The sequence below is a fragment of the Nocardiopsis sp. TSRI0078 genome, assembly GCF_001905145.1.
Lineage (GTDB): Bacteria > Actinomycetota > Actinomycetes > Streptosporangiales > Streptosporangiaceae > Nocardiopsis.
In genome coordinates this window covers 47,477-70,961 of the sequence record NZ_LWLB01000033.1, presented here as the reverse complement: position 1 = coordinate 70,961, position 23,485 = coordinate 47,477, and the positions used below count along the sequence as shown (strand labels likewise).

The following is a 23,485-nucleotide window of genomic DNA, read 5'->3' as shown; positions in this document are numbered from 1 at the left end:
TCTCAGGGGTTTCCTCGGGTGGGCAGATCCCTGCCTTCCCGGCGTTCCAGGGCCCACTCCAGCGCGTCGGCGAGGCTGGCGCGGGTGGTGACCGGCCCCAGGTCGAGCCCGAGCTGGACGATGGTCTGGGCGATGGCGGGGCGGATGCCGGAGATCACGCACTCGGCGCCCATGAGCCGTGCCGAGGCGACGGTCTTCATGAGGTGGTGCGCGACGAGCGAGTCCACCGTCGACACCCCGGTGATGTCGAGGATGACGATGGTGGCCTTGTGTTCGACGATGGCCTCCAGGAGGTTCTCCATCACCACCTGGCTGCGCGCGCTGTCGAGCATGCCGATGAGTGGCACCGCGACGAGGCGGTCCCAGAGCTTGATCACCGGGGTCGCCATCTCCAGCAGCTGCTGCCGCTGTCGGAGGACGATCTCCTGGTTCTCCTGGAGCATGGTGTCGACGACCATGACCCGCAGGGTCGCGAACAGCGTGACGAGCTGGACCCGGGCCTCACCCGCCTCCTCGGGGGCGTCCGCCGCCAACAGCTCCAGCGCGGCCTCGCGCAGGGCGCCGACCTCGCGGTCCACCTGGGCCGTGGACAGGCCTGACCGTGCGCGCGAGGCGGTCATCGCGATGAGCTGTTCCCGGATGGGCTGGAAGCCGGGGGCCTCCAGGTCGTCGACGCGTCCGCTCTCGGCGACGGCCGAGAGGGAGTCGACGACCGCGTGGCAGGCCTCGACGGCCTCGTCCCGCGTGACCGTGAACACGGCCTGGAAGAAGGGAAGGTCCGCCCACCGCTGGGCGATCTGCTCGCCGCGGCGCCTGAGAAGGTCCGCCACGGTCTTCGCACCCGCCCTCGCACGGCCGGTTGCTCCGTCAGTCATACGTCTCCCGTGGTCGCTCGGTGTCACCGGAACAGTGCACCGCACACGTTGCTTGCCGCCTGACAACTATGTACCAGACGAACGGCGGTGGTCGGCCGGGGCTCCGGGAAAGCCCGGAGCCCCGGTGGGGAGCGGCGGCGGGTGGGGGATCGTCCCCACCCGCCTACTCCCGGGTCTGCCTCCCCCTCCAGTCGAGGCAGACCACGAGTGCGTCGTCGGTCGCTTCCTGCCCGCCCTGGTACGTGGACAGGTGCCGCAGGACCTCCTGGGGAACGGAGACGGCGGGCAGCAGCCTGGTGGCCAGGACGGCCCGGGACAGCGCCCTGTCGCCGAAGGCCTCCTTCGCACCGCCCCGGGCGTCGAACACCCCGTCGCTGACGAAGACCAGCCGGTCCCCGGGTTCGACGCGGAAGCTCTGCGCGGTGTACACCGTGTCCTCGGCCATTCCCAGGGGGAGCTGCGCCTCGAAGGGGGCCTGGTTCACCTGGTCGCCCCGCAGGACGTAGAGGCGGGGCGAGCCGGCGTCGACCACCTCCACCTCGCCCGTGTCGAGGTCGAAGCCGAGGGAGAGGACTTCCAGGTAGCGCTCGCCCCGGTGCTGAGCGTAGACGGCCTTGTCGGCGAGGGCGACCTGGTCGGCGATCGGCAGTCCTCCGCGGCGCGCGTTGCGCAGGGCGTTGACCGCGAGGCTGGACAGAAGCGAGGCCTCGATGCCCGCCCCCATGCCGTTGGTGATGCTGAGATTGAGCCGGTCCGGGTCCGCGGACCAGTCGAAGTTGTCGCCGCGTACCGCGTAGGCGGGTTCGAGCTGGGCGCCGAGACTGTACTCGGGGCATTCGTAGGCGCGTCCGGGAAGCAGGTCCCACTGGATCTCGGCGGCCAGGGTGAGGCGGTCCCTGCGGCGGACCGTCCGGTAGATGTCGGTGTCGCGCTCGGCCACGAGGATCTCGTGCCCGAGGGCGTTGGCGACGTGCGCCAGGTCGTCGAGCATCTCCTCGGGGGCGTCGTCCGCCTTCAGCCCGACGGTGAGGACGCCCAAACGGTCACCGCGCGCGCTCACCGGGAGGTGGACCGCCGTGACGGCGGATTCGGGGTCCTCCTCCAGGAAGCCCTCCTGGGCGCCGAAGACCCTTCCCACGACACTGTTGAACACGGAGAGCTCCTCGGCGCACACCACGGGCCGCTCGGAGACATGGCACAGTACCTTGAGCCCATAGTCGGCGAGGAAGAGTTCGGCGGACACCGCCCCGTAGTTCTCCGCGAGCGCCCCGCGCAGAACCGCCAGCAGCTCGTGGGATGCGGCACCGCGCAGAGCCCGCGCTACGGCCTCGGATCTGTTCACTGTGTCGACCTGCGTTTTCTGTGCCGGATGGGGAATGCCCGCCCACCGGCACGGGTACGGTCGGCGGGCATGGAACAGGGTGTTCCGTTATGGTCGTAGACATACCCGATTACCGATCACGGTCGGGTACGACTCACAGACTGATTTGTGAGAGTGGAAAGTGAGTCCTGAATCGCAGGAGCAGACGGCCGAGGCGGCCCGTGCCGCCTCCGCCCTCACCGAACTGATGGAAGTGCTCTGGGGGCGTGGGCGTGAGGTAGCTTCCTCCCCGGTCTCTCCCTCGCAACTCAAGGTCCTCTTCGTCCTGGAGGAAGAGGACGGCGTCAACCTGCGAACCGTGACCGATCGCCTGGGATCCACCCCTCCATCCGTGAGCAGGTTGTGCGACCGCCTCCAGGCGGTCGGCTTCGTCAGTCGGACGGCGAGTCCGAACAGCCGGCGGGAGCTGAGGCTCTGGCTGAGCGAGAGCGGCCGGTCCTTCCTGCGCGACCTCAGGGCCCGCAGGGAGGCGGAGCTCCACGAGGTCATCGCCCGCATGCCCCCGCGAAAGCGGGCGATGCTGCTGGAAGGACTCACGTCCTTCAGCGAGGCGGCGAGCCGCTCCGGCGCGCACTCCGGCGACTCCGAACGGCCGAACTTCCGTACGGCCTGAGGTCGCCGGTACACGAACCGGAAGGGCGACCCGGCAGCACCCGCGAACGGAAGACTCCGCGTCCCTGCGCCGCCCGGGGTCGTGACCGCCTCTGAGGCGGGCGCCCCCCAGGGGCAAACAATGCCGACAAGAACAACTATTGTCAAGCGGCAACAATTAGCCGCGACGGAACGATACCCTGGCCGCACGCGTGAAGGAGGGGCCGGACACCGCTCCCGGGTGTCCGGCCCCTCCTTCACGTGCGCCGCGGGTACGGGGCCGCGCGCCCGGTCAGATGATCGGAGGGCGTCCGGCGCGGGCCATCCGCCAGGCGGTCGACCAGCTGATCGGGGTGCGCGGACCGGCGTTCTCACGCCAGCCCTCGCGAAAGCCCGCGAACCAGGAGCGCAGGGCGGTCCGGTTCCGCTCGCGCAACACGGTCAGCCCCATCCAGGTCACCAGGTAGACCAGGGCGAGGAGCCAGGGCAGGTTGCGCCGGGCCAGCCACACCCGGTTGCGGGCGTTGAGCCGGTAGAAGTTCTCGTGCCGGGTCGGCGCCACCGCGGGGTGGTACATCACCGCTTCGGCGTCGTACTCGATTCCGTATCCCGCGTCCATGATCCGCCAGGCGAGGTCGGTCTCCTCGTGGGCGTAGAAGAAGTCGCCGGGCAGGCCGCCCCCCGCCTCGAAGGCGGTACGGCGGATCGCGCACGCCCCGCCCAGGAACGTGGTCACCGCGCTCGACCTGCGCGGGTCCCCCACACGCAGGCGCGGCACGTGGCGGCGCTGGTCGGGACCGCCGTCGGGGTCGGCGATCCGGAAGGACAGGGCGCCCAGCGACGGGTCGGCGGCGAAGCGCTCGCGCACGTGGCGGGCCAGGTCGGTGGAGCGGTACCAGCCGTCGTCGTCCAGGAACAGGATGATGTCGCCCTTGGTCGCGCGCACCCCGTGGTTGCGTCCCTCGGGGATGCCCACGTTCTCCGGCAGGCGCACCCGCGTGACGCCCTCGGGCAGCTCCGGCAGGTCCGCGCCGTTGCCGACCACGACGACCTCGACGTCCACGTCCTCCTGCTCGAACACGCTGGTGATCGCACGGCGCAGTTCGGCGGGACGGTTGCCCATCGTGAGCAGGACGCAGGACAGGGTGGGCGCGGACACCTGGGGGCGGCTCCGTTCGGCTCGGGGTGCTCGGGAGTGCTCGTCGCCGGGCACTCGGAAAGAGACCTCGGCGTCGGGGTTTCCGGAGCCAGACGAGGACGGAGTCACGGGTGTGGCCATGCTTGCGACCGTTCAGTGGACGACATGTTGCTGGAAGGTTGACACATGCCAACGCTCGCAGGAACAGACTAACGAAAGGATAAAGGAAAGGTAGACGGGGCTGTGAACAGGGTAACCTGCACAGCCCCGTACATGGCGTCATCGTCACTGGCGCGTTGCCCGTGTCCCCGGCGAACTACTCGAGGCGCCGCGAGGCGAGCACGCTCACGAAGTGCGCGAAGCTCATCAGCACCCCCACCGCGGCGCACGCCGCCACGAGGACCCGGGTGGCCGTCAGGTCGCCGAGGAGGGCGTCCACCACGGCCGCCACCACGACGACCAGGGACAGCTCCACCGCCTGGATGAGGCGGTGCACCTTGAGCGCCGAGGCCGCGCGGCGGGCCAGGCTCAGACCGGACGAGCGCGGACGCATCGCCTCGTCCGAGACCTTCTCCGGCAGGCCCGCCTTGGCGCGTGCCACCACGACGTTGTCGGTCTCGGCCTTGATCAGCGCGACACCGATCGCGGCGGCCATACCCAGGACCACCCAGCCGCCCGCCTCCCACTCGCCCTGGGCGCGCACGCCCAACCCGATCAGGAGCGCGATCTCGGACACGTAGTGGCCGATCCGGTCCAGGTAGATCCCGGCGACGCTGGTACGGCCGGTATAGCGGGCCACCTCGCCGTCGGAGCAGTCCAGCAGCAGGTACACCTGCACGAACAGCGCCGCGACGATCGCCGACCACAGGCCGCCGAAGGCGACCACCACCCCGGCCAGCACCCCGAACACCATCATCAGGTAGGTGATCGGGTTGGGGGGGACGCCGAGCCGGACGAAGAGCGTGGTCAGGTACGGGGAGAGGTCGCGCATGTAGAGGCGGCCCGCCCAGTGCTCCTCGTTCGTTCTCTCCTTGATGCCGACGGGCTGTCCGCCCGCCCGGACCTCAGCGACCGACGGCTTCGACATAGTCCTTGACGCTCCGTCCGATCTCGTCCTCGGAGAGGTTCAGGTGTTCCAGGATGGTGAACCGGCCCGGACGGGTGCCCGGCGCGTGGGCCACCGCCCGTGCGAACTCCGCCTCGTCGAGTCCGACGTCGGAGGGCACCACGGGCAGCTCGTGGCGGACCAGGCAGTCGCGGATCTCGCCCATCCGCGCCTTCGGCCAGTCCATGTGCCGCACCCGCAGGAAGGACGCGTACAGCGCACCCAGCCCGGCGAGTTCACCGTGGTTGCTGGTGCCCGGGTGGAGATGGGTGATCGCGTGCAGGATCTCGTGGCACGCGCCGCTGGCCGGACGGCTGGAGCCGGCCACCGACATGGCCATGCCCGAGAGCACCAGCCCCTCGGCGAGCACCGTGAGGAAGGCGTCGGAGTCCACCGAGTCGGGCCGGTGCAGCACGGCCTCGGCCGCGACCCTGGCGAAGGTGACGGCCATGCCGTCCACCGGCTCGCCGTTCACCCGGCCCGCCAGTTCCCAGTCCTCGATGGCGGAGATGTTGCTGACCACGTCACCGATGCCGGACCGGACCAGGTGGGAGGGGGCCGCCCGGACGTAGTCCACGTCGATGACCACGGCGATGGGCATGGTCACGCCGATGGACGGCTTGCCGCCCTCGTGCTCCAGCGAGCTGACGGGGGAGGCGATACCGTCGTGCGCCAGGTTCGTGGCCACGGCCACCATGGGGATGCCCGCCATGGTCGCGGCGAACTTGGTGACGTCGATGGTCTTGCCGCCGCCGATCCCGGCGACCGCCTCGTAGGCACCCGAGCGGAGCTTCTTGCCCAGCTCGGTGGCGGCGTCGACGGTGCCCTCGCCCACCTGGAAGACCTCGCAGTTGGGCAGGTCCAGGTCCGCGGCGATCTGCTCGCCCTGGCCGGGGCCCACGGCGACGGCGACGCGGCCCTCGGTGGCGATCCTCCGGTCGGCGAGCAGCGTCCCCAGGGAGGCGACGGCTCCCCGCCGGACGTCGATCGCCAGGGGGGAGGGGAGCATACGGGCTAGTAGCGGCACGCGATCTCCCTCGCCTTGGCCAGGTCGTCGTGGTCGTCGACCTCGACCCAGTCCACCTTGCCGATGGGCGCCACGGCGACCTTCTCCCCGCGGTTGACCAGCTCCTGGTAGCCGTCCTCGTAGTACAGCTGCGGGTCGCGCTCCCAGGTGGCCTTGAGGGCGTCGGCGAGACGGGCGTCCAGGGAGCCCTCGATGAGGGTGGCGCCGATGTACTCGCCCGCGGCGGTGGCCGGGTCCATGAGCTTGGTGATGTCGCGCAGGTGTCCCTCCTCGTCCAGGGTCACCTTCATCTCCTCTTCGGCGAGGCTTTTCACGTTGTCCACCGCGAGGAGGAGTTCCGGACCCCGTGCGGCGAGTAGCGTTTCCTCGACGCTCACAGGGTGGACCGTGTCACCGTTGACGAGGAGGACGCCCTCGGAGAAGAACTCACGCGCGGTCCACAGGGAGTAGGCGTTGTTCCACTCCTCCGCCTTGTCGTTGTAACTGAGGGTGAGCCTGACGCCGTGGCGCTCCTCCAGGGTCTCCTTGCGCGCCTCGACCGCCTCGGCGCGGTAGCCGACCACGACGACGACGTCGGTGAGCCCGGCCGCCGCCAGGTTGCGCAGTGAGATGTCCATGATGGTCGTCTCACCGTCGACGGGCACCAGGGCCTTGGGAAGGGTGTCGGTGTAGGGGCGTAGACGGCGCCCCGCGCCTGCGGCGAGAACCATTCCGAGCATGAGGGCGTGTTCCTCCTTAGGTCGGGAAGGCTCTCACGCCTCCCCGTTCGTTCCGGTGGCCGGTCGGCCTCCGTCTGCGTGGCCTGTCCTGGTGGCCGCGGAACCCGCCCGGCCGGTGCCGCCGTCACCGGGGGCGGCGTCGGCGCGCACGTCGGCCACGGGTGTCGCACTCCAGGTACGCGCGGCCTCGCGGACGAGCAGCACCGCCAGGTATCCGGCGAGTATGCCGTAGACCGGGGTGAGCGCGTGAAACGCACCCCCGACCGCCGTGACGAGCATGCGGCCGTCCCAGCCCAGAGCCGCCGTGCGCACTCCCTGCGGCCGGACCGTTCCGGCCGCGGGACGTGCCACGTCGTCGCGGTGGTGGCAGGCGACCACCATCAAGAGTACGAACACCAGGGGACCCGGTACGCCGGACGCCAGGCCCAGGACCGCCAGGTACCCGTACTCGGTGAGGCGCAGGACTGGTGGCACGAGCCGGTCGAACCGTCCGTCGTGGGGGTGGCCCGAGGCCAGTCCGGACAGTAGCAGGGCGGCGACCGGTGCGAACAGGGTAATGCCTGTCAGCCGTCCGTGCTCCGCCGCGAGGAGCGTCCCGACGATCAGGGCGCCGGTGAGCGCGGAGGGCAGGGGCGGCACGGCCCCCGGGGCGATCCTGCCGAGCAGGCGGGAGAGGCGGCTGTCGTCACGGAGGACCCGCAGGTCGGGGCGGACGGGGTCGAGCCGCTCCCCTCGGTGCTCCCGGCCTCCCGCGTTCACGGGCACGCTCCTCGGTCGGAGGGGTCGACGAGCCGGGCGGTGACCGCGACGGCACAGCCGATGACGAGAGTGACGAAGGCGACGCGTGCGTCCCACAGCGTGGCGGTGACCGCGACGGTCAGGAAGCGTGCGGGCTGGGAGAAGGAGAGGAGGCGGCGGACCGGCGCGAACGTGGCCGCCGCGGAGTCTTCGAGGCGCCCTTCGGTCCTGCTCTCCCGCTCCCCCGCGGACCGCGTCCCCGTGGCACCGGGGGCGGTGACCACGGTGGTGCCGAACAGGCGCGAGGTCAGCACGGGATCGTTGACACGGGACCCTTGGGGCGGTTGTGGCGTGAGATCACCCAGAAGGCCGCCAGTTCGCCTCTGGGCGGAGGGGGCGGACCGTCTCGGTTCCGGACCGGGCACCGGGGCCGCCGGGGCGGATCCGGCCGCCAGGAACGAGTCGCGCAGGGCCAGCGCGATGAGGGCGCCCGCCGCCCATCCCCACGCGCCGCCGACCCCGGCGGCCGCGGCGCCGAGCGCCAGCCCGAGGTGGACCGCGTACTCGCGCAGCCTCGACAGCATCGCCGCGAGCCACAGGGTGAGGGCGTCGCGGCGGTGGGCGCGCATGCGGTCGCGGACGGCGTCGCAGAACAGGACGGCGCCCAGGAACGCCGATCCCGCCAGGCCGCCGACCGTGTCGGCCCGGGAGAACCAGACCGCGGCGCCGACCGCCGCCAGGGCGCTGATCCGGGTCACCGCGGCCCGGGTGAGGTTTCCTCGCTCCAGCACCCGCGCGGCCAGCCGCGTCACCGTGCCGCCGTCGACCATGGACGTGCCCTCCCCAGTCTCTGCTGAGAGACACCGTTTCTCACGGTGTGTAGTGATTCAAACACTGACACACCCTGTGGCCGACAAGCCGCGGTGGAGGGGGTAGGCACCCTTTCGGGCGGGTGCGGAACACGAGGGCGCGCGACGCCGGAGTCCTCCGACGGTGCGCGCCACCGCTCAGGCGGTCTGGCCGCCGCCGGTTCCGTCCCGGCCCTGCTCCTTCTGCTTCCTGGCCTCCTCCGCCCGCTTCTTCCTCTCCGCGTCGCGCTTCTCGCGCTCAGCGATCTCGGCCTTGGTGTCGTCGTTGTAGGCGGCGAGCGCGGCGGCGATGTCGGTGTCCAGGGCGAGGCCGCCGTCCTTGACGTACAGGCCGCGGTTGCAGAACCGGCGCAGGTCCTTCTCGTTGTGCGACACCAGGACCATCGTGCGGTTGTTGGCCAGCATCCGGTCGATGGCCTCGTAGCACTTGCCCTTGAAGGCCTTGTCTCCGACCGCGAGCACCTCGTCGACCAGCATGATCGGGTGCTCCAGCTGGGAGATCAGCGCGAAGCCGAGCCGCACCTTCATACCGCTGGAGTAGTGGCGTACCGGGGTGTCCACGAACTTCGACTTGATCTCGGCGAAGTCGATGATCTCGTCGAAGCGCTCGTCGATCTGCTTCTCGGTCATCCCGTGCAGGGAGCCGACCAGGTACACGTTCTCGCGGCCGGTCAGGTTGTCGTTGAACCCGGCGCGCAGCTCCAGCAGCGGAGCGACCTTGCCGTGGACGTGCACCTCGCCCTCGTCGGGCAGGAGCACCCCGGCGATCAGCTTGAGCAGGGTCGACTTGCCGGTGCCGTTCTTGCCGACGATACCGACGCACTCGCCCCGGTCGATCTCGAACGTCACGTCCCGCAGCGGCCAGAACTCGTCGCCCTCGGCGTTGGGATCGCGCTTGGTGCCGTGGATGAACATCTCGCGCAGGCTGCGCTTGCGGCGGCGGTTCACCGCGAACTTGACGCCGAGCCCCTTGGCCTCGATGACCGGCCCGGCGGTGAGCCCGGCGCCGTAGGTCGTCTGCGCCATCACAACTCCTTCAGGACGGACATCTCCAGGCGGCGGAACGTCCAGTATCCGATGATCAGCATCAGGACCGAACCGACCACCGAAGACGACAACGCGAGGGTGGTCGGGGTCAGTTCCTCGAAGCCCGCGAACCACACGGCGCGGTGCATCTCGAAGATACCCAGAAGCGGGTTGAGCTGGTACAGCGTCTTGGCCCAGCCCGGAACGGCGTCGGAGGTGAGCACCAGCGCGGCCGGGAACAGGATCGCCGAACCGTAGAACAGCAGGCGCGAGACGATGCGCACCAGGCGTTCCACGTCGCGCAGCAGCACGTTGACCGCGGACAGGAACAGGGTGAGGCCGAGGCCGAACGTGAACTGCAGCACGATGGCCAGCGGCAGCCAGATCAGCACGCCCTCCCACGAGGGCCTGCCGCCGAGGAAGATCACGAAGACGATCAGCACCGGCCAGGTGAGCAGGTACTCGATGAACTTCGTGCCCACGGTGGCCGTGGGGAAGATCTCCCGGGGCACCTTCATCGTGGTGATCAGCTTGGAGTGCGTGATCATCGCGCGCGGCGCCTCGGACATGATCGCCCCGAAGGTGTTCCACGGCAGGATCCCGGCCACGAGGAACAGCAGGAAGCCGCCCTGGGCCATCGCCTCCTCCGGCATGCCCCGCTTGGCGTTGAGGATGACGCCGAAGACGAAGAAGTAGACCATCGTCAGAGCCAGTGGCTCCAACATCGTCCACGCGTACCCCAGTACGGACTGCTGGTACTTGACCTTCAGGTCGCGCCGGACCAGGAGGCCGACGACCTTCCGGTGCTCCCAGACGGCCAGCGCCCTTGACGCCACCGCCACCTCCAAGGATCGGTGTCCCGCCCGGTCCACGGTGTGCCGGACAGGCGTGCTCGTGCTCGTACTCGCCTGTGCGCACCGGCCGACATACGCGGTCCACCCCGCACGTGTACCGAGACGGGGGAGCGTGTCCGGGCGACCGGGGGATGTCACGGACCGCGCCCGGTTCCACGACCGCACTCTGGGGAGGTCTGTACCGGGCACGCCATACAGGCGTCCATAGGTTACCGCTGCGAACGACGGGTCGCGCCACCCCGCACGTCACGAATGTGTGGTTTGTCCCCTCGCTCGGTACGGCTCCGGCGGTCGCGGCCCGGTGGCCTGCGGGGACCGCGGACCGGGGCGGTCCGCTAGCCTCGGCCGGAGCGACGACGGAGAACGGGAAAAGGGTACGGGGCCGTGGACGACGGAAGAGACAGGGCCATGCGTCCGCGCGTGATCGCGGCGGTTCTGGCCGGAGGGGTCGGCGCGCGGATGGGCGCCCCCTCCCCCAAACAACTGCTGCCCCTGGCGGGGCGGCCCGTCATCGAGCACGCGATCGCCGCGTTCGAGGCGTGCCCGGACGTGGACGAGATCGTGGTGCTCATGGTGGAGGAGTACCTGGACAGGGTGGGGGACATCGTCGCCTCGGCCGGGTTCGCCAAGGTCGGCGCGGTGCTTCCGGGCGGCGCGACCCGCACCGACACCTCCCGCGCCGCCCTGGCCGCGGCCGGCCACGCCGCCGACACCGACCTGGTCCTCCTGCACGACGCCGCGCGTCCGCTCGTGAGCCCGGCCACGATCAGCGCGTGCGTGGCGGCGCTCGGAGAGGCGGGAGCGGTCGGGGTGGCGGTGCCCAGCGCCGACACCGTGGTGCGGGTGGCCCCGGGCCGGTCCGGCGGTGAGGCGGTCACGCAGGTGCCTCCGCGCGCCGAGCTGCGGAGGATGCAGACCCCGCAGGGCTTCCGGCTCGGCGTGGCCCGCCGCGCCTACGCACTCGCGGCGGCCGACCCGGACCTGGTCGCCACCGACGACTGCGGCGTGGTGCTGCGCTACCTGCCGGAGGAGGAGGTGCGGATCGTGCCGGGCGAGGAGGCCAACATCAAGGTGACGAACCCGGGCGACATCGAGGTCGCCGAGACGCTGCTGCGCCGGATGCGCGCGAGCACGGCCGCGCCGGAGGTGGACGCGTGAACCGGGTGTTCGAGGCGACCGAGGTGATCGGCCACCGCGGCGCGGGCCGCGGCGTGGTCGACGGCGTCCGGGAGAACACGGTGGAGTCCTACGCCGCCGCGGCGCGGGCCGGGGCGGACTGGGTCGAGATCGACGTGCGCCGCACCGCGGACGGGGCACTGGTGCTCCACCACGACGCCGCCCTGGACGACGGCCGGGCGGTCGTGGACGTGACCGCGCGCGAGTGCGCCGAGGCCGGCCTGGCCGGGCTCGACGAGGGGCTGGCGGCGCTCCCGGACGGGATCGGCCTGGACGTGGACGTCAAGACGGTGATGGAGGACGCGGTCGACGCTCCGTCACGGCGGACGGTGTCCCTGCTCCTGCCGTACCTGCGCCGTGAGGCGCGGCGCCGCCGGGTGTTCGTCTGCTCCTTCGACCCCGGTGTCCTGCTGAGCGTCCGGGAGGGGGCTCCCGGGGTGCCGACGGCGTGGATGCCGTTCGTACGCGGTCCGCTGGACCAGGCGGTGGCGGGCGCCGCCGCGATGGGGTGCCCGGTCGTGGCGATCGACGCGCGCTCGTTCGGGCTGACCGGGGACGCGCCCCGTCCGGGCCGCCGCTCGGTGGGGTACACCGTGGACCTGGCGCACCGGGCCGGGATCGAGGTGCTGTCGTGGTGTCCGGACCCGGTGGACACGGCCCGGTTCGCCGAGGCGGGGATGGACGCCGTCGTGGTGGACGACGTGCCCGGGGCCGTGTCCGCCCTCAAGGCGCCCGGCGGCGCCGGGGGCCCCTGAGCGCCTCGCGCCTCCTGCGGGCGCCTCAGATCCGGTCGAGGAGCTCGGCCTTCTTGGCGGAGAACTCCTCGTCGGTGAGCAGGCCCTTGGCGTGCAGCGCGCCCAGGCCCTCGATCTGCCGGAAGACCCACTCGGTGTCGGCGCCCCCGCCCGCCCCGCCCGAGGCGGCTGCCGGCACCGGGCGGTCCCCCGCCGGCCCCTCCGCCGCCGGGGGCTCGGCGCGCCCGTCCCCCGCGCCACCGATCCGGCCGACGGCCCTGGCCCTGTCCAGCCACCAGCGCGGATCCCCGAGCCTGGTGATCGCGCTCCCGCCCTCCGGGCCGCCGGAGCCCCGTTCCGCGTCGGCCCACTTGTGGGCGGTGATGGTGGCGGCCATCAGCAGGGTGTCGTGGGACTCGTCCCCCTCCCGGGCGAGGAGGACGTGGAGATCGTGCTTGGGCTTGGCGGGGCCCTCTCCGCCGCCGGCTCCGGTGACCACCCTCAGGTAGCCCCGCTCCCAGCCGTCGGAGGGCGTCCACTCCGCGCCGGTGATCTCGGCGAGGGCGTACTCGCGGCGCTGCACCTTGCGCTTGCGGCCGCCGGCGTCGCTGCCCGACCAGACCAGGCGCACGCCGGAGCCGTCGAAGCTCGCGGTGCCCTCGGAGGTGCGGACGTGGAAGGGCGGCCGGGGAACCAGGCGGGTGCCCGTGTCGGGGGCCGGGGGGCCGGTGTGCTGTTCGGCGGCGAACCGGATCTGGTCGGCCAGGTACTCGGCGACCAGCTCGGTACCGGCCTCGCCGGTGAGCCGGAACGGCTGGGACCTCTCCCGGAGCATGGCGCCGACCTCCGCGTAGGGGTCCGTCCGGTCGCGCAGGCGCAACTGGAGGAGCCACCCCTTCCCACGGCCCGCCCCGGGGCGGAAGCCGACCCCGTCGATCGCGCCCACGGGGAGTTCGAGCCGACCGATCCGCTTGAGCAGGGGGTCCTTGAACCAGCGCCTGCTCTCGTACCTGATGGTGATCGACTCGCCGTCGAACACCCAGACGGCCTGGTCGCCGCGCAACTCGTCCATGGCTTCCGCTTCTCCCGTTCCCGGTCCCTCCCTTGCCTAGCAGAGGTCCCCCGCGCGTACGAGGGGCGGACCGGGACCGGAACCGGCCAGTCGTGCCGCCGGCGGCGACGGCCCTCAGGTACGGGCGGCCTGCGCGGTGCGCGAGTCCGAGCCGAGTCCGGGGGGGCTGGTGATGAACCCGGCGCCCCAGGACATGTGCATGGTGGCCAGCGCGAGCGGGATCATCGGCAGGCTCGCGGCGGGCAGACCGCGGCCGAGCGGCACCGACGCGGCCGTGACCAGGAGCAGGTAGGCCGCGGGGACCAGGAACAGCGGCCAGAGGAAGAAGCCGCCGACCAGCCCCGCGACCACCCCGGCCAGGGCCACGGGCGGGGCCAGGTAGCGCAGGTTGATCGTTCCCTTGTGCTGGCGGGCGACCACGCGGCGCCAGCGGCCGTAGTGGAAGTACTGCTTGGCGAGCAGGCGCACGTTGCGGCGGGGGCGGTAGGAGACCCGCATGCGCGGCTGGAACCAGACCGTGCCGCCGGTGGTGCGGATGCGGTGGTTCATCTCCCAGTCCTGGGCGCGCAGGAACGCCTCGTCGTAGCCGCCGACCCGCTCCAGCGCCGACCGCCGGAAGACGCCGAGGTAGACGGTGTCGACGGGACCGCCCTCGCCGCCGGTGTGGAAGCGCGCGTTGCCCACCCCCACCTTGGAGGTCATCGCGGCGGCGACGGCCTTCTCCCAGGGGGTCGTGCCCTCGGCGGCCATGATGCCGCCGACGTTGTCGGCACCGGTCTCGCGGAGCGTCTCGACGGCCACCCGCAGGTAGTCCGAGGGCATCATGGCGTGCCCGTCGATGCGGGCGACGATGTCGTGCGAGGAGGCCGCGATGGCGGCGTTGAGCCCGGAGGGCGTCCTACCGGTGGGGTTGTCGACCACCTTCACCCGGGAGTCGGCGGCGGCGATCCCGTCGGCGACCTCGCGGGTGCGGTCCGAGGAGGGGCCGACCCCGAGCACGACCTCCAGTTCGCCCGGGTACTCCTGGGCGAGGACGTGCTCCACCGCGGCGGCGAGGTGGCGCTCTTCGTTGAGTACGGGCATGACGACGGAGACAGGCGGCCAGGACACGGGCACTTCCCAGGGTCAAGACGTGTCGGAACTGCGTGGGGACCAGGGCTGCTGGTCGTACGCGCGTCAACGGTACTGCACCCGCACGGCCCGGGCGGCCCGGCGGAACCCCGCCGGGCCGGGCGGTGCTCAGCCCTGGTTCTTGACGGGCAGGCCCTCCGCGTCCTTGAACGAGCCGACGATGATCATGACCAGGTCGATGAGCGTCCAGACGCCGACACCGCCGCAGGTGACGATCATCAGGATGCCCGTACCGGTCTTGCCGGTGTAGAAGCGGTGGACCCCGATCGTGCCGAGGAAGAGGCAGAGCAGGAGGGCGACGAGCCAGTTCCTGCTGGAGACGGCCTCGGGATGGGGCTGCTGGTAACTCACTGGTGCTCCGGTGTTTCTGAAGAGATGAGGGATGCCGGTGTGCAACGGGTTACCAAACGAAGCCATTCGGGCTTTATGTCCGGTGCGTACCGAGCCAGCCTATTTTCACCGTTCAAACCACGATTTCGGTCACGTGGAGATACCGGATACGCCTCAGGATGGCGCGGCGCGCGGAACCGCTCCGCCTTCGGTCGCGTCCCATGTACAGGACGTACACGCAGAGGAAGGGACAACACGCCGGGAGTCGACATCTCGCGCTCTTGGGCGCAACGGGTGACAACCTAGAGATAAGGACACCGTTGATCGGGTGGGACGGGGACGCCGATGAGCGACGACAGCGCGGGACGGCACGAACCGGTGGAGGGGTTCCACCGCGAGCGCTCGCAGCCCCTTCCGCCCGAGCGCTCCCCCAGGTCCGGACGGGTGACCGTACCCAGCCGCGCCGCCCGTCGCCGTCGCACCGGCCTGCTGCTGATGGGCGTGTTCTCGGTACTGGTCCTGTTCGCCTCGGGAACCTCCTGGGCGCTCACCGGCTGGATGTCGGGGACTCTGAACCGGTTCGACGTGTTCGGCGGGCTCTCCGAGGGCGACCGCCCCGAGTCGACCGGCGGCCTGACCTTCCTGGTGATCGGCTCCGACAGCCGTGACGCGATGAGCGAGGAGTCCCAGGAGGAGCTGAGCGTGGGCCACGCCCCGGGCCAGCGCTCCGACAGCATGATGCTGGTGCGGCTCAACCACGAGCGCGACCGCGTCACCGTCGTGGGCATCCCCCGGGACCTGTGGGTGGAGGTCCCCGGCCAAGGCCCGGACAAGATCAACGCCGCCTACGGTCACGGCGGCCCGCAGCTGGCCGTGCGGACCGTGGAGTCGCTGACCGACGTCCGCATCGACCACTACGTCGAGGTGGACTTCCAGGGCTTCGTGGACGTGGTGGACGCGCTGGGCGGTATCGAGGTGTGCCTGCCCGAGCCGATCAGGGACCCCAAGGCCCAGTTGGACATGGCCGCGGGAACGCACCAGGTGGGCGGGACCGAGGCCCTGGCCTTCGCCCGCACCCGCGCCACCTCGCGAGGCGACCTGGACCGGATCGAGCGCCAGCAGCAGGTCCTGGCCGCGATGCTCGACAAGGCACTGAGCACCGAGACCCTCTCCGACCCGGCCAAGCTGACCGACTTCGTGGACAGCGCCCTGTCGTCGGTGACCGTGGACCAGGGGCTGGACACCCGCACGATCAACGACCTCGCCTACCAGATGCGCGACCTGAGCATGGGCTCGGTCACCTTCACCCAGGTGCCCCTCGCCGACACGGAGTACTGGACGCCGCGCGGGGACGTCGCCCTGCTGTGGGACGAGCCCGCCGCACGCGAGCTGTTCGCCGCGATCGCGGCCGACGAGCCGCTCACCGACCCCTCGCAGGAACCCGGGGAGGAGTCCGGGCCCCGGCCCGGCGACATCCGGGTCCAGGTGTTCAACGGGATCGGCGCGCCGGGCCTGGGCGCACAGCTGGACGGCGCGCTGGCCTCCGCGGGGTTCGAGGTGGCCGCCCCGGCGCAGAACTGGAGCTCCACCAACGTCTCCACGAGCCAGGTGCGCCACGGGCCGGGCGACCGGGAGGAGGCCGAGTACCTGGCCGGGATGGTCCCGGGCGCGGAGACGGTGGAGGACGGCACCCTGGACGGTGAACTGCAGATCGTGATCGGATTCAACTACACGTCGTTCGAGGCCCCGCGGACCGGGACCGAGGAGGCCTCGCCGAAGGGGGAGCCCTCCTCCGGTGAGGGTTCCACGGCCGTCTCGACCGCACGGGAGAACATCTGCGGATGATCCCGGGCAAGGAGGGTTTACCGTGCTCCATCACCTGGTCGGACTGCTCGCCGGCGTCGCCCTGGCCCCCGTGCTGTGGGTCGCCGCCGCGTGGTCGGCCGGCCTGATCCCGCGAATCGCGGAGGGTGACGTGACCGTGGCGACGGTGTTGTCGGTGGTGGTGCTGTGCCTGGTTGGGACCGTGTGCGCCTACCTCGTGGCCTCCCGGGTCTCACCGCTGGTCGCCGGGGCCGCCGGGGCCCTGCTCACGGCGCTGTGCCTGTGGCCGTCCGTGCACCCGGCGTCCATGGAACCGGCGCTGTCCTGGCTGAACGGGGACAGTTTCCTGTACCCGTCCGGCGCCGGCCTGGCCGTGGCACTGCCGCTGGGGACTCTGCTGCTGTTCTCCGCCGTGATGCCCCTCCGGTGGCGGGCCGCCCACGGCGCGGACGCGTCCCCCGGCGGCCGGGTCGTGGCCGCCACCAGCCGGGAGGAGTACCAGCGCGGGACGGATCCGTACGACCCGCCGTGGGACGGTGCGGGCGGCGACACCGTCCCGGAGGCGGTCCCCGACCCCGCTCCGCCGCCACCGGGCAGCGGCCTCGACGGCGACCCGGACAAGACGACCACGCCCTTCAGCCGGGGCGGGAGCGGAGCGGTGTGGACTCCCCTGGACGACGGGCCCGGGGAGGCCGGGGCGCCGCGGGGCCGTCGGAGCTGAACCGCGTCCCCGTGCCGGAGATCACCGACCCACCGGTAACCTGAGCGCCTGACTGTTCACGCGGCGTTCGGTCGTGCGCCACACCCGGACGCGTAGGGTGATTCCCCGCGCCCCGGATACCAGCCGCAGGCCGAATCATGTCCGTTTCCTGCCCTGGAACAGGGTGTTGACCGCCTTCAGCGGGCACAACACCACACGGGAGCGGGCGAAAGCGAGGAAGGACACCACCAGTGATCGAAGCGGACCGTATGCGCGTCTCCGTCATCGGTACCGGATACCTGGGTGCCACCACCGCGGCCTGTCTGGCCGAGATGGGGTTCGAGGTCCTTGGCCTCGACGTCGACGAGGCCAAGATCGACATGCTCCGCTCGGGCAAGGTGCCCTTCTACGAGCCGGGCCTCGACGAGCTGCTCACCGCCAAGCTCGCGACCGGGCTCCTTCGCTTCACGACGTCCTTCGCGGAGGCCGCCGAGTTCGCCGACCTGCACCTGATCTGCGTGGGCACCCCGCAGCGCGACGACTCCGGCGCCGCCGACCTGCGCTACGTGAACGCCGCTGTGGACCAGCTGGCCCCGCACCTGACCCGGCCCTCCGTGGTCGTGGGCCGCTCCACCGTCCCGGTGGGCACCGCCGCGACCCTGGCCGCCCGGCTGGCCGCGCTGGCCCCCGCCGGCGAGGAGGCCGAGCTGGGGTGGAGCCCGGAGTTCCTGCGCGAGGGCTTCGGCGTGGAGGACACGCTGCACCCGAACCGGATCGTGATCGGCACCGACTCCCCGCGGGTGGAGAAGGCCGTGCGGGCCCTGTGGCAGCAGCAGATCGACGACGGCGTCCCCTTCCTGGTGACCGACCTCCAGACCGCCGAGCTGGTCAAGGTCTCGGCCAACGCCTTCCTGGCCACGAAGATCTCCTTCATCAACGCCATGGCGGAGGTGTCGGAGGTGGCCGGCGCCGACGTCATCCAGCTGGCCGAGGCGCTCTCCTACGACGACCGCATCGGCGGCAAGTTCCTCGGGCCGGGCCTGGGCTTCGGCGGCGGCTGCCTGCCCAAGGACATCCGCGCGTTCATGGCCCGCGCCGACGAGCTGGGCGTGGAGCCCGCGCTGTCCTTCCTGCGCGAGGTGGACGCGATCAACCAGCGCCGCCGCGCGCGCACCATCGACATCGCCCGCCAGCTGATCGGCGGCAGCTTCGCCGGCCGCACGGTGACCGTGCTGGGCGCGGCGTTCAAACCCAACTCCGACGACATCCGCGACTCGCCCGCGCTGGACGTGGCCTCCACCATCGCCTCGCTGGGCGCGCAGGTGACGGTGTACGACCCGGCGGCGCTGGAGCGTGCGCGCGAGGCGCACCCGGAGCTGAACTACGCGGACTCCATGCTGGCGGCGGCGCGCGGCGCCGACGTGGTGCTGCTGCTCACCGAGTGGGCGGAGTTCCGTGATGCCAACCCCGACGAGCTGGCCGAGGTGGTGGCCCGTAAGCGCATCGTGGACGGCCGCAACGCGCTCGACCCCACGTACTGGCGCGCCTCGGGGTGGACCTACCGGGCGCTGGGCCGCCAGTAGCCCGCCGCGTCCACGGACGGCCGGACCGCGAAGGTCCGGCCGTCCGGCTTTTCCGGCGGTCTCGCGGTGTCGTCCTCCCCTCCGTGCTTCACTACTCTCCGTAGTTATCTGCGTGCGCCTGGCGCCCGGCCGGGTGCCCGAGGACGAACGGAGTCCACCCGTGAAGCTCTCCGCGACGGTCACCGCCGCACTGGTCCTGCTCCTGGCGGCCTCACCCGCCCACGCGGTGACCGCGCCGCACTCCGAGCAGCCCGGCGGCGGTGAGCAGGTGCTCGTCCCCGCCGAGGGGATGGCGGAGGCCGGGGAGGCCGCGGACGGGGAGCACGCCCCGGTGGGCGTCCTCCTGGAGTGGGGCTGCCTGGAGCAGCGGCCCGCCGAGGACTGCGCCGTGCCGCGCGGCTACGCCGACTACCTCGGCTGATCCGCGGGCGAGGGGCGTCCGCGCCCCGGACGCCGAGCCTCCGGGGCGGGCTCACCGCCTCCGGCGGGCAGCCCGCGCAGGGCGACGGCGGTCAGGAGCGCCAAGGCGGCCAGGAGGCACGCTCCGGTCAGGGCGGCGGCGTTGACCCCGGCGGTGTAGGCGGTGAAGGCCGTGTCGAGCAGGGCCGCCGGATCCTGCGCGCGCGGGGCCGCGGCCAAGGCGCCGGTGACGGTCTCGGCCGCGGCCCCGTCCGCCTCGTGCTCCATGGCGGCGCGGTAGACGGTGGCCGCGGTGGTGCCCAGGACCGCGATGCCCAGGGCCGCGCCGAACTCGGTGCTGGTCTCGGAGATCCCGGCGGCGGCCCCGGCGCGCTCGGGCGGGGCCGTGGCCAGGACCAGGGTGTTGGCCAGGGTCGCGACGATACCGATGCCGAAGGTCAGCAGGGTGTAGCCGCCGACGAACACCGCCAGGTGCGTGTCCGTGTCCACGAACCCGACGACGGCCAGGCCCGCCGCACCGGTCACCAGGCCCGCCGCCATGAGTGCTCCGGGACGGACCCGGGGCGCGGCCGGGCCGGCCAGTGCGGCGCCCAAGGCGGTACCGGCGAACGTGGGCAGCGCCCACAGTGCCGCGTGGAGCGGGCTCAGGCCGTGCACCGTCTGGAGGAACGTGAAGGTCAGCAGTCCCAGCCCGGCCGCGGCGAAGGACACGGCGGTGTTGCCGCCGACCGCGGCGGCGAACGCGGGTCGGGTGAGGAGAGAGACGTCCACCAGGGGATGTGCGGCACGGCGCTGGCGGACCACGAACAGCACCAGGAGGAACGCCCCGGACACCAGGGCGACGGCCGCCCAGGCCCCGATCCCGTGCTCGGCCACGCGTTTGGCCGCGTAGACCAGGGCGAGCACCGCGGCCAGCGAGAGGCCCGCGCCCGGCAGGTCGAAGCCGCCCGCCGCGGGGTCGCGCGACTCCGGGACCAGCAGGGGCGCGGCGATCACCAGCACGACCATGAACGGAAGGTTGACGAGGAAGGCCGAGCCCCACCAGAAGAACTCCAGGAGCACGCCGCCGAGGACGGGCCCGGCCACCGCGCCGCCGGTGAAGGCGACCGTCCACGCCCCGACCGCCATACCGCGCTGCCGGGGGTCGGCGAACATCCCGCGGACCAGGGACAGCGTGGAGGGAGCCAGGGTCGCCCCGGCCACCCCGAGCAGGGCCCGCCCCGCGATGAACAGTCCCGCCGTGGGTGCCATGGCCAGCAGCGCGGACGCGGCGCCGAAGAGAACGGCCCCGGTCAGCAGCAGCCGCCGTCGTCCGATCCGGTCGCCCAGGCCTCCCATCACGACGAGCAGCCCGGCGAGCACGAAGCCGTAGGCGTCCATCATCCACAGCCACTGCGTGGCCGTGGGCGCGAGCGCCTCGGCGATGGCCGGCGCGGCGACGAAGAGCACCGAGATGTCCATGGACACCAGCAGGGCCGGGACCAGGAGGAGGGCCAGACCGGCCCAGGTACGGGTGGTGGCGTGCTCGGCCCGCGTCCGGATCGGCGGTTTCGGTGGTGTTCGCATGGCGTTGATCGTACGTACGTCAAAATCCGGCGTCAATATGTACGTACGTTCAAATGCTAGGATCGGCGCCATGAGCCAACGTGAGGACCTGCTGGCGGGCGCCAGGACGTGCCTGGTGGAGAAGGGCTACGGCCGCACGACCGCGCGCGACATCGCCGCCGCGTCAGGAGCGCACCTGGCCTCCATCGGCTACCACTTCGGGTCCAAGGACAACCTGATGAACACCGCGGTGCTGGAGGCCGTCAGCGAATGGGGCGACGCCATCGAGGCCGCCGTCAGCGCCTCCCGAGCCGAGGACCCCCCGAACAGGCTGCGCGTCCTGCTCCACTCGCTGTTCCGGCAACTGCCCGAACAGCGCGGCCTCCTCGTCGCCAGCGTGCAGGCCTACGCCCAGGCCCAGTTCGACGAGGGCATCCGTGACGACCTCGCCCGGGGCATCCGGGAGGGCCGCCGGGAACTGGCCGCCCTCCTCCTGAACGTGGAGCCCGACCGGGTCGACCCCGCCGCCGTCGCCGGGCTGGGATCGATGGCCTACAACTTCGTCACCGGCTACGTGCTGCAGTACCTCGTCGACCCCGAGGCCCTCCCGACCGTCGACCAGGCGATCGAGGGCCTGCGCGTCCTGATCCCCGCGGCGCGGGAATGAGAGACGAGGCGCAAAGGTGAGGGGCGAAGGAGGGATCGTCCCCTCCCCGCCCCTCCCGCGGCCTCCTTCGAAGACCCAGTGTCCCGCTTGCGCGTACCCGCTAGAAACCGAACCCGGTGGGCCTGTCGCCGCTCGCGACCTCGCGGCGCAGCCGCTCGCCCTTGGCCCGGGCCTGCTCCTTGAGCTCCTCCTGGAAGCGGGCCATGCGCTCGGTCAGCCCGGGATCGCCCGCGGCCAGCATCCGCACCGCCAGCAGGCCGGCGTTGCGCGCGGCGCCCACCGCCACGGTCGCCACCGGCACACCGGCGGGCATCTGCACGATGGACAGCAGCGAGTCCATGCCGTCCAGGTACTTGAGCGGCACCGGGACGCCCACCACCGGCAGGGTCGTCACCGAGGCCAGCATGCCGGGCAGGTGGGCGGCGCCGCCCGCACCGGCGATGATGGCCTTCAGCCCGCGCCCGGCGGCCTCGGTGCCGTAGGCGACCATCTCGTGCGGCATGCGGTGCGCGGAGACCACGTCGGCCTCGAAGGGGATGCCGAACTCGCCCAGCACCTCGGCCGCCTCCCGCATCACCGGCCAGTCGGAGTCCGAGCCCATCACGATGCCCACCACGGGATCGCCCGCGGGGCTCCTGTCCCGGTCCTGCTCCCGCCCGTTGGCGTTGTCGGTCACTGGTCGTCTCCTCGCAGGTAGGTGGCGGCGTCCCGGGCGCGCTCCAGGAGGTCCCGGTGGTCCTCGCCCATCACGGTGACATGCCCGATCTTGCGGCCCGGACGCACGTCCTTGCCGTAGAAGTGCACCTTCACCTCGGGGTCCTTGGCCATCACGTGCAGGTAGCGGCGGTAGACCTCGGGGTCCTCGCCGCCCAGCAGGTTGGCCATGACGGTGTAGGGGGCGTTGGTGCGCGGCGAACCCAGCGGCAGGTTCAGCACGGCCCGCAGGTGCTGCTCGAACTGGGAGGTGCGCGCGCCCTCGATGCTCCAGTGGCCGGAGTTGTGCGGGCGCATGGCCAGTTCGTTGACGATCACGTCGTCGGCGGTCTCGAACAGCTCCACCGCCAGCACCCCGGTCACGTCCAGTGCCTGGGCGATCTCGATGGCCAGCTGCTGGGCGCGGACGGCCTTCTCCTCGGGAAGGTCCGGGGCGGGGGCGATCACCTCGTGGCAGATGCCTGCGCGCTGCACGGTCTCCACCACCGGGTACACCGCGACCTGCCCGTGCGGGGACCGGGCGACCTGCACGGCCAGCTCCCGGGAGAAGTCGACCCTCTCCTCGACCAGGAGCGGCACCTCCTCGGCGGCCGCGCGGTCCACGACCCCGCGGGCCTGCTCCGCGCCGTCCACGACCCACACGCCCTTGCCGTCGTAGCCGCCCCGGGCGGCCTTGAGGACGACCGGCCAGCCGGATCCGGTGTCCCCGTCCTCGGCGAAGCCGACCACGTGCTCCAGGGTGGTGACGGCCCGCCAGCGCGGCGAGGGGGCGCCCAGCTCGGCCATGCGCGTGCGCATGCGCAGCTTGTCCTGGGCGAAGCGCAGGGCGTCCCGGCCCGGCCGCAGCAGGCCGCCCGCCTCCTCCACCGCGCGCAGGACCGGCTCGGGCACGTGCTCGTGGTCGAAGGTGACCACGTCGTTGGCCTTGGCGAAGGCCAGGACGTCGTCGAGGCCCCGGTCGTCGCCCAGGGCGACGTCGCCGCAGACCAGCGCGGCGCTGTCGGTGGGACCGGCCGCCAGTACCGAGAAGTCCACGCCCAGTCCGATGCCCGCCTGGTGGGTCATCCTGGAGAGTTGGCCCCCTCCCACCATTCCCACGCGGGGGACGGTGCGGTTACGCTCGCTCACAGTTCCTCAACTCACATGCTGCTCGTCAACCGCGGTGACGGGACGGCCCCGCGCACGGCGGGACCTGGCCGGTTTCGGCTCGGAACCCGCGGCCGGGGTCCTTGCTCCGGTCCCCGGCTAGAGTCTAGGGCGTGCGCG

The 23,485-nt window shown here is 71.9% G+C and carries 24 protein-coding genes; 8 read left to right on the top strand and 16 right to left on the bottom strand.

The genetic code is table 11. From position 1 onward, the window contains the following. Window positions 1-2 precede the first annotated feature (2 nt). Window positions 3-875: an STAS domain-containing protein gene (locus A6A08_RS19555; RefSeq protein WP_073704076.1), complete on the bottom strand. Its 873-nt coding sequence runs from the start codon at window positions 873-875 to the stop codon at window positions 3-5. Between the two features lie 163 nt (window positions 876-1,038). Further along, complete coding sequence (locus tag A6A08_RS19550) at window positions 1,039-2,217, bottom strand: PP2C family protein-serine/threonine phosphatase (protein WP_073704075.1); 1,179 nt, start codon at window positions 2,215-2,217, stop codon at window positions 1,039-1,041. Between the two features lie 160 nt (window positions 2,218-2,377). Between A6A08_RS19550 and A6A08_RS19545 the strand changes: the two genes are divergently transcribed. Continuing rightward, window positions 2,378-2,869, top strand: a complete 492-nt coding sequence (locus A6A08_RS19545; protein WP_199866992.1) for a MarR family winged helix-turn-helix transcriptional regulator — start codon at window positions 2,378-2,380, stop codon at window positions 2,867-2,869. A 270-nt stretch (window positions 2,870-3,139) separates the two neighbouring features. Here A6A08_RS19545 and A6A08_RS19540 read toward each other — a convergent pair whose 3' ends face one another. The 8 genes from A6A08_RS19540 to A6A08_RS19505 form a co-directional block, all read right to left on the bottom strand. Further along, window positions 3,140-4,006 (bottom strand): glycosyltransferase family 2 protein, encoded by an 867-nt coding sequence (locus A6A08_RS19540; protein ID WP_073704074.1) that lies wholly within the window; start codon window positions 4,004-4,006, stop codon window positions 3,140-3,142. A gap of 295 nt (window positions 4,007-4,301) precedes the next feature. Continuing rightward, on the bottom strand, window positions 4,302-5,072 hold the full coding sequence (locus A6A08_RS19535; protein WP_073704073.1) for a CDP-alcohol phosphatidyltransferase family protein: 771 nt from the start codon (window positions 5,070-5,072) through the stop codon (window positions 4,302-4,304). Then, complete coding sequence (locus tag A6A08_RS19530) at window positions 5,050-6,099, bottom strand: iron-containing alcohol dehydrogenase family protein (RefSeq protein ID WP_073704072.1); 1,050 nt, start codon at window positions 6,097-6,099, stop codon at window positions 5,050-5,052. The genes A6A08_RS19535 and A6A08_RS19530 overlap by 23 nt, the downstream gene beginning before the upstream one ends. A 5-nt stretch (window positions 6,100-6,104) precedes the next feature. Next, on the bottom strand, window positions 6,105-6,836 hold the full coding sequence (locus A6A08_RS19525) for a sugar phosphate nucleotidyltransferase (protein WP_073704071.1): 732 nt from the start codon (window positions 6,834-6,836) through the stop codon (window positions 6,105-6,107). Window positions 6,837-6,869: 33 nt separating this feature from the next. Then, window positions 6,870-7,595, bottom strand: coding sequence for a DUF5941 domain-containing protein (locus tag A6A08_RS19520; RefSeq protein ID WP_073704070.1), 726 nt, complete (start codon window positions 7,593-7,595; stop codon window positions 6,870-6,872). Continuing rightward, window positions 7,592-8,404, bottom strand: coding sequence for a hypothetical protein (locus A6A08_RS19515; RefSeq protein ID WP_073704069.1), 813 nt, complete (start codon window positions 8,402-8,404; stop codon window positions 7,592-7,594). The genes A6A08_RS19520 and A6A08_RS19515 overlap by 4 nt, the downstream gene beginning before the upstream one ends. Before the next feature lie 177 nt (window positions 8,405-8,581). Beyond that, window positions 8,582-9,469 carry an ABC transporter ATP-binding protein gene (locus tag A6A08_RS19510; protein WP_073704068.1) on the bottom strand — a complete coding sequence of 296 codons (888 nt, stop codon included), beginning with the start codon at window positions 9,467-9,469 and terminating at the stop codon, window positions 8,582-8,584. After that, the gene (locus A6A08_RS19505) at window positions 9,469-10,317 is read right to left on the bottom strand and encodes an ABC transporter permease (RefSeq protein WP_073704067.1); all 849 of its coding nucleotides are present in this window, start codon (window positions 10,315-10,317) and stop codon (window positions 9,469-9,471) included. Before A6A08_RS19505 ends, A6A08_RS19510 begins: the two co-directional genes overlap by 1 nt. 414 nt (window positions 10,318-10,731) lie before the next feature. On the opposite strand from A6A08_RS19505, the gene A6A08_RS19500 reads away from it, so the two are divergent. Both A6A08_RS19500 and A6A08_RS19495 read left to right on the top strand, forming a co-directional pair. Continuing rightward, window positions 10,732-11,481, top strand: a complete 750-nt coding sequence (locus tag A6A08_RS19500; protein ID WP_073704066.1) for a 2-C-methyl-D-erythritol 4-phosphate cytidylyltransferase — start codon at window positions 10,732-10,734, stop codon at window positions 11,479-11,481. After that, a complete protein-coding gene (locus tag A6A08_RS19495; RefSeq protein WP_073704065.1) occupies window positions 11,478-12,254 on the top strand; it encodes a glycerophosphodiester phosphodiesterase in 777 nt (258 codons plus the stop codon). The genes A6A08_RS19500 and A6A08_RS19495 overlap by 4 nt, the downstream gene beginning before the upstream one ends. A gap of 25 nt (window positions 12,255-12,279) precedes the next feature. Here the strand turns inward: A6A08_RS19495 and A6A08_RS19490 are convergent, their stop codons facing one another. The 3 genes from A6A08_RS19490 to A6A08_RS19480 all read right to left on the bottom strand — a co-directional run bounded on the left by A6A08_RS19490 (window position 12,280) and on the right by A6A08_RS19480 (window position 14,787). Then, window positions 12,280-13,305 (bottom strand): DUF4429 domain-containing protein, encoded by a 1,026-nt coding sequence (locus tag A6A08_RS19490; RefSeq protein ID WP_073704064.1) that lies wholly within the window; start codon window positions 13,303-13,305, stop codon window positions 12,280-12,282. Window positions 13,306-13,419: 114 nt separating this feature from the next. After that, window positions 13,420-14,415 (bottom strand): glycosyltransferase family 2 protein, encoded by a 996-nt coding sequence (locus A6A08_RS19485; RefSeq protein ID WP_073704063.1) that lies wholly within the window; start codon window positions 14,413-14,415, stop codon window positions 13,420-13,422. Window positions 14,416-14,544: 129 nt separating this feature from the next. Continuing rightward, complete coding sequence (locus A6A08_RS19480; protein WP_073704062.1) at window positions 14,545-14,787, bottom strand: TM2 domain-containing protein; 243 nt, start codon at window positions 14,785-14,787, stop codon at window positions 14,545-14,547. Between the two features lie 324 nt (window positions 14,788-15,111). Between A6A08_RS19480 and A6A08_RS19475 the strand changes: the two genes are divergently transcribed. From A6A08_RS19475 to A6A08_RS19460, 4 genes are all read left to right on the top strand, one after another. Continuing rightward, window positions 15,112-16,611 carry an LCP family protein gene (locus A6A08_RS19475; protein ID WP_073704061.1) on the top strand — a complete coding sequence of 500 codons (1,500 nt, stop codon included), beginning with the start codon at window positions 15,112-15,114 and terminating at the stop codon, window positions 16,609-16,611. A gap of 22 nt (window positions 16,612-16,633) precedes the next feature. After that, the gene (locus A6A08_RS19470) at window positions 16,634-17,311 is read left to right on the top strand and encodes a YIP1 family protein (RefSeq protein ID WP_073704060.1); all 678 of its coding nucleotides are present in this window, start codon (window positions 16,634-16,636) and stop codon (window positions 17,309-17,311) included. Between the two features lie 230 nt (window positions 17,312-17,541). Further along, complete coding sequence (locus A6A08_RS19465) at window positions 17,542-18,873, top strand: UDP-glucose/GDP-mannose dehydrogenase family protein (RefSeq protein ID WP_073704059.1); 1,332 nt, start codon at window positions 17,542-17,544, stop codon at window positions 18,871-18,873. A 160-nt stretch (window positions 18,874-19,033) separates the two neighbouring features. Further along, window positions 19,034-19,294: a hypothetical protein gene (locus A6A08_RS19460; RefSeq protein ID WP_073704058.1), complete on the top strand. Its 261-nt coding sequence runs from the start codon at window positions 19,034-19,036 to the stop codon at window positions 19,292-19,294. Here A6A08_RS19460 and A6A08_RS19455 read toward each other — a convergent pair. Then, window positions 19,282-20,859, bottom strand: coding sequence for an MFS transporter (locus A6A08_RS19455; protein WP_073704057.1), 1,578 nt, complete (start codon window positions 20,857-20,859; stop codon window positions 19,282-19,284). The genes A6A08_RS19460 and A6A08_RS19455 overlap by 13 nt on opposite strands. Window positions 20,860-20,929: 70 nt before the next feature. On the opposite strand from A6A08_RS19455, the gene A6A08_RS19450 reads away from it, so the two are divergent. Then, window positions 20,930-21,505 (top strand): TetR/AcrR family transcriptional regulator, encoded by a 576-nt coding sequence (locus tag A6A08_RS19450; protein ID WP_073704056.1) that lies wholly within the window; start codon window positions 20,930-20,932, stop codon window positions 21,503-21,505. Window positions 21,506-21,605: 100 nt separating this feature from the next. Here A6A08_RS19450 and purE read toward each other — a convergent pair whose 3' ends face one another. Together purE and A6A08_RS19440 are read right to left on the bottom strand one after the other, a co-directional pair. After that, entirely contained in the window at window positions 21,606-22,181 is a 576-nt protein-coding gene (gene purE, locus A6A08_RS19445) for a 5-(carboxyamino)imidazole ribonucleotide mutase (RefSeq protein ID WP_199866990.1), read from the bottom strand. Continuing rightward, window positions 22,178-23,347: a 5-(carboxyamino)imidazole ribonucleotide synthase gene (locus A6A08_RS19440; protein WP_073704055.1), complete on the bottom strand. Its 1,170-nt coding sequence runs from the start codon at window positions 23,345-23,347 to the stop codon at window positions 22,178-22,180. Before A6A08_RS19440 ends, purE begins: the two co-directional genes overlap by 4 nt. Window positions 23,348-23,485: the final 138 nt, after the last annotated feature.

Excerpts from the sequence above, each read along its gene's own strand:
- A6A08_RS19475 (WP_073704061.1), top strand. The coding sequence starts at position 15,112 with ATGAGCGACGACAGCGCGGGACGGCACGAACCGGTGGAGGGGTTCCAC.
- A6A08_RS19490 (WP_073704064.1), bottom strand. The coding sequence starts at position 13,305 with ATGGACGAGTTGCGCGGCGACCAGGCCGTCTGGGTGTTCGACGGCGAG.
- A6A08_RS19455 (WP_073704057.1), bottom strand. The coding sequence starts at position 20,859 with ATGCGAACACCACCGAAACCGCCGATCCGGACGCGGGCCGAGCACGCC.
- A6A08_RS19535 (WP_073704073.1), bottom strand. The coding sequence starts at position 5,072 with ATGTCGAAGCCGTCGGTCGCTGAGGTCCGGGCGGGCGGACAGCCCGTC.
- A6A08_RS19515 (WP_073704069.1), bottom strand. The coding sequence starts at position 8,404 with ATGGTCGACGGCGGCACGGTGACGCGGCTGGCCGCGCGGGTGCTGGAG.
- A6A08_RS19510 (WP_073704068.1), bottom strand. The coding sequence starts at position 9,469 with ATGGCGCAGACGACCTACGGCGCCGGGCTCACCGCCGGGCCGGTCATC.
- A6A08_RS19450 (WP_073704056.1), top strand. The coding sequence starts at position 20,930 with ATGAGCCAACGTGAGGACCTGCTGGCGGGCGCCAGGACGTGCCTGGTG.
- A6A08_RS19555 (WP_073704076.1), bottom strand. The coding sequence starts at position 875 with ATGACTGACGGAGCAACCGGCCGTGCGAGGGCGGGTGCGAAGACCGTG.
- A6A08_RS19525 (WP_073704071.1), bottom strand. The coding sequence starts at position 6,836 with ATGCTCGGAATGGTTCTCGCCGCAGGCGCGGGGCGCCGTCTACGCCCC.
- A6A08_RS19500 (WP_073704066.1), top strand. The coding sequence starts at position 10,732 with ATGCGTCCGCGCGTGATCGCGGCGGTTCTGGCCGGAGGGGTCGGCGCG.
- A6A08_RS19530 (WP_073704072.1), bottom strand. The coding sequence starts at position 6,099 with ATGCTCCCCTCCCCCCTGGCGATCGACGTCCGGCGGGGAGCCGTCGCC.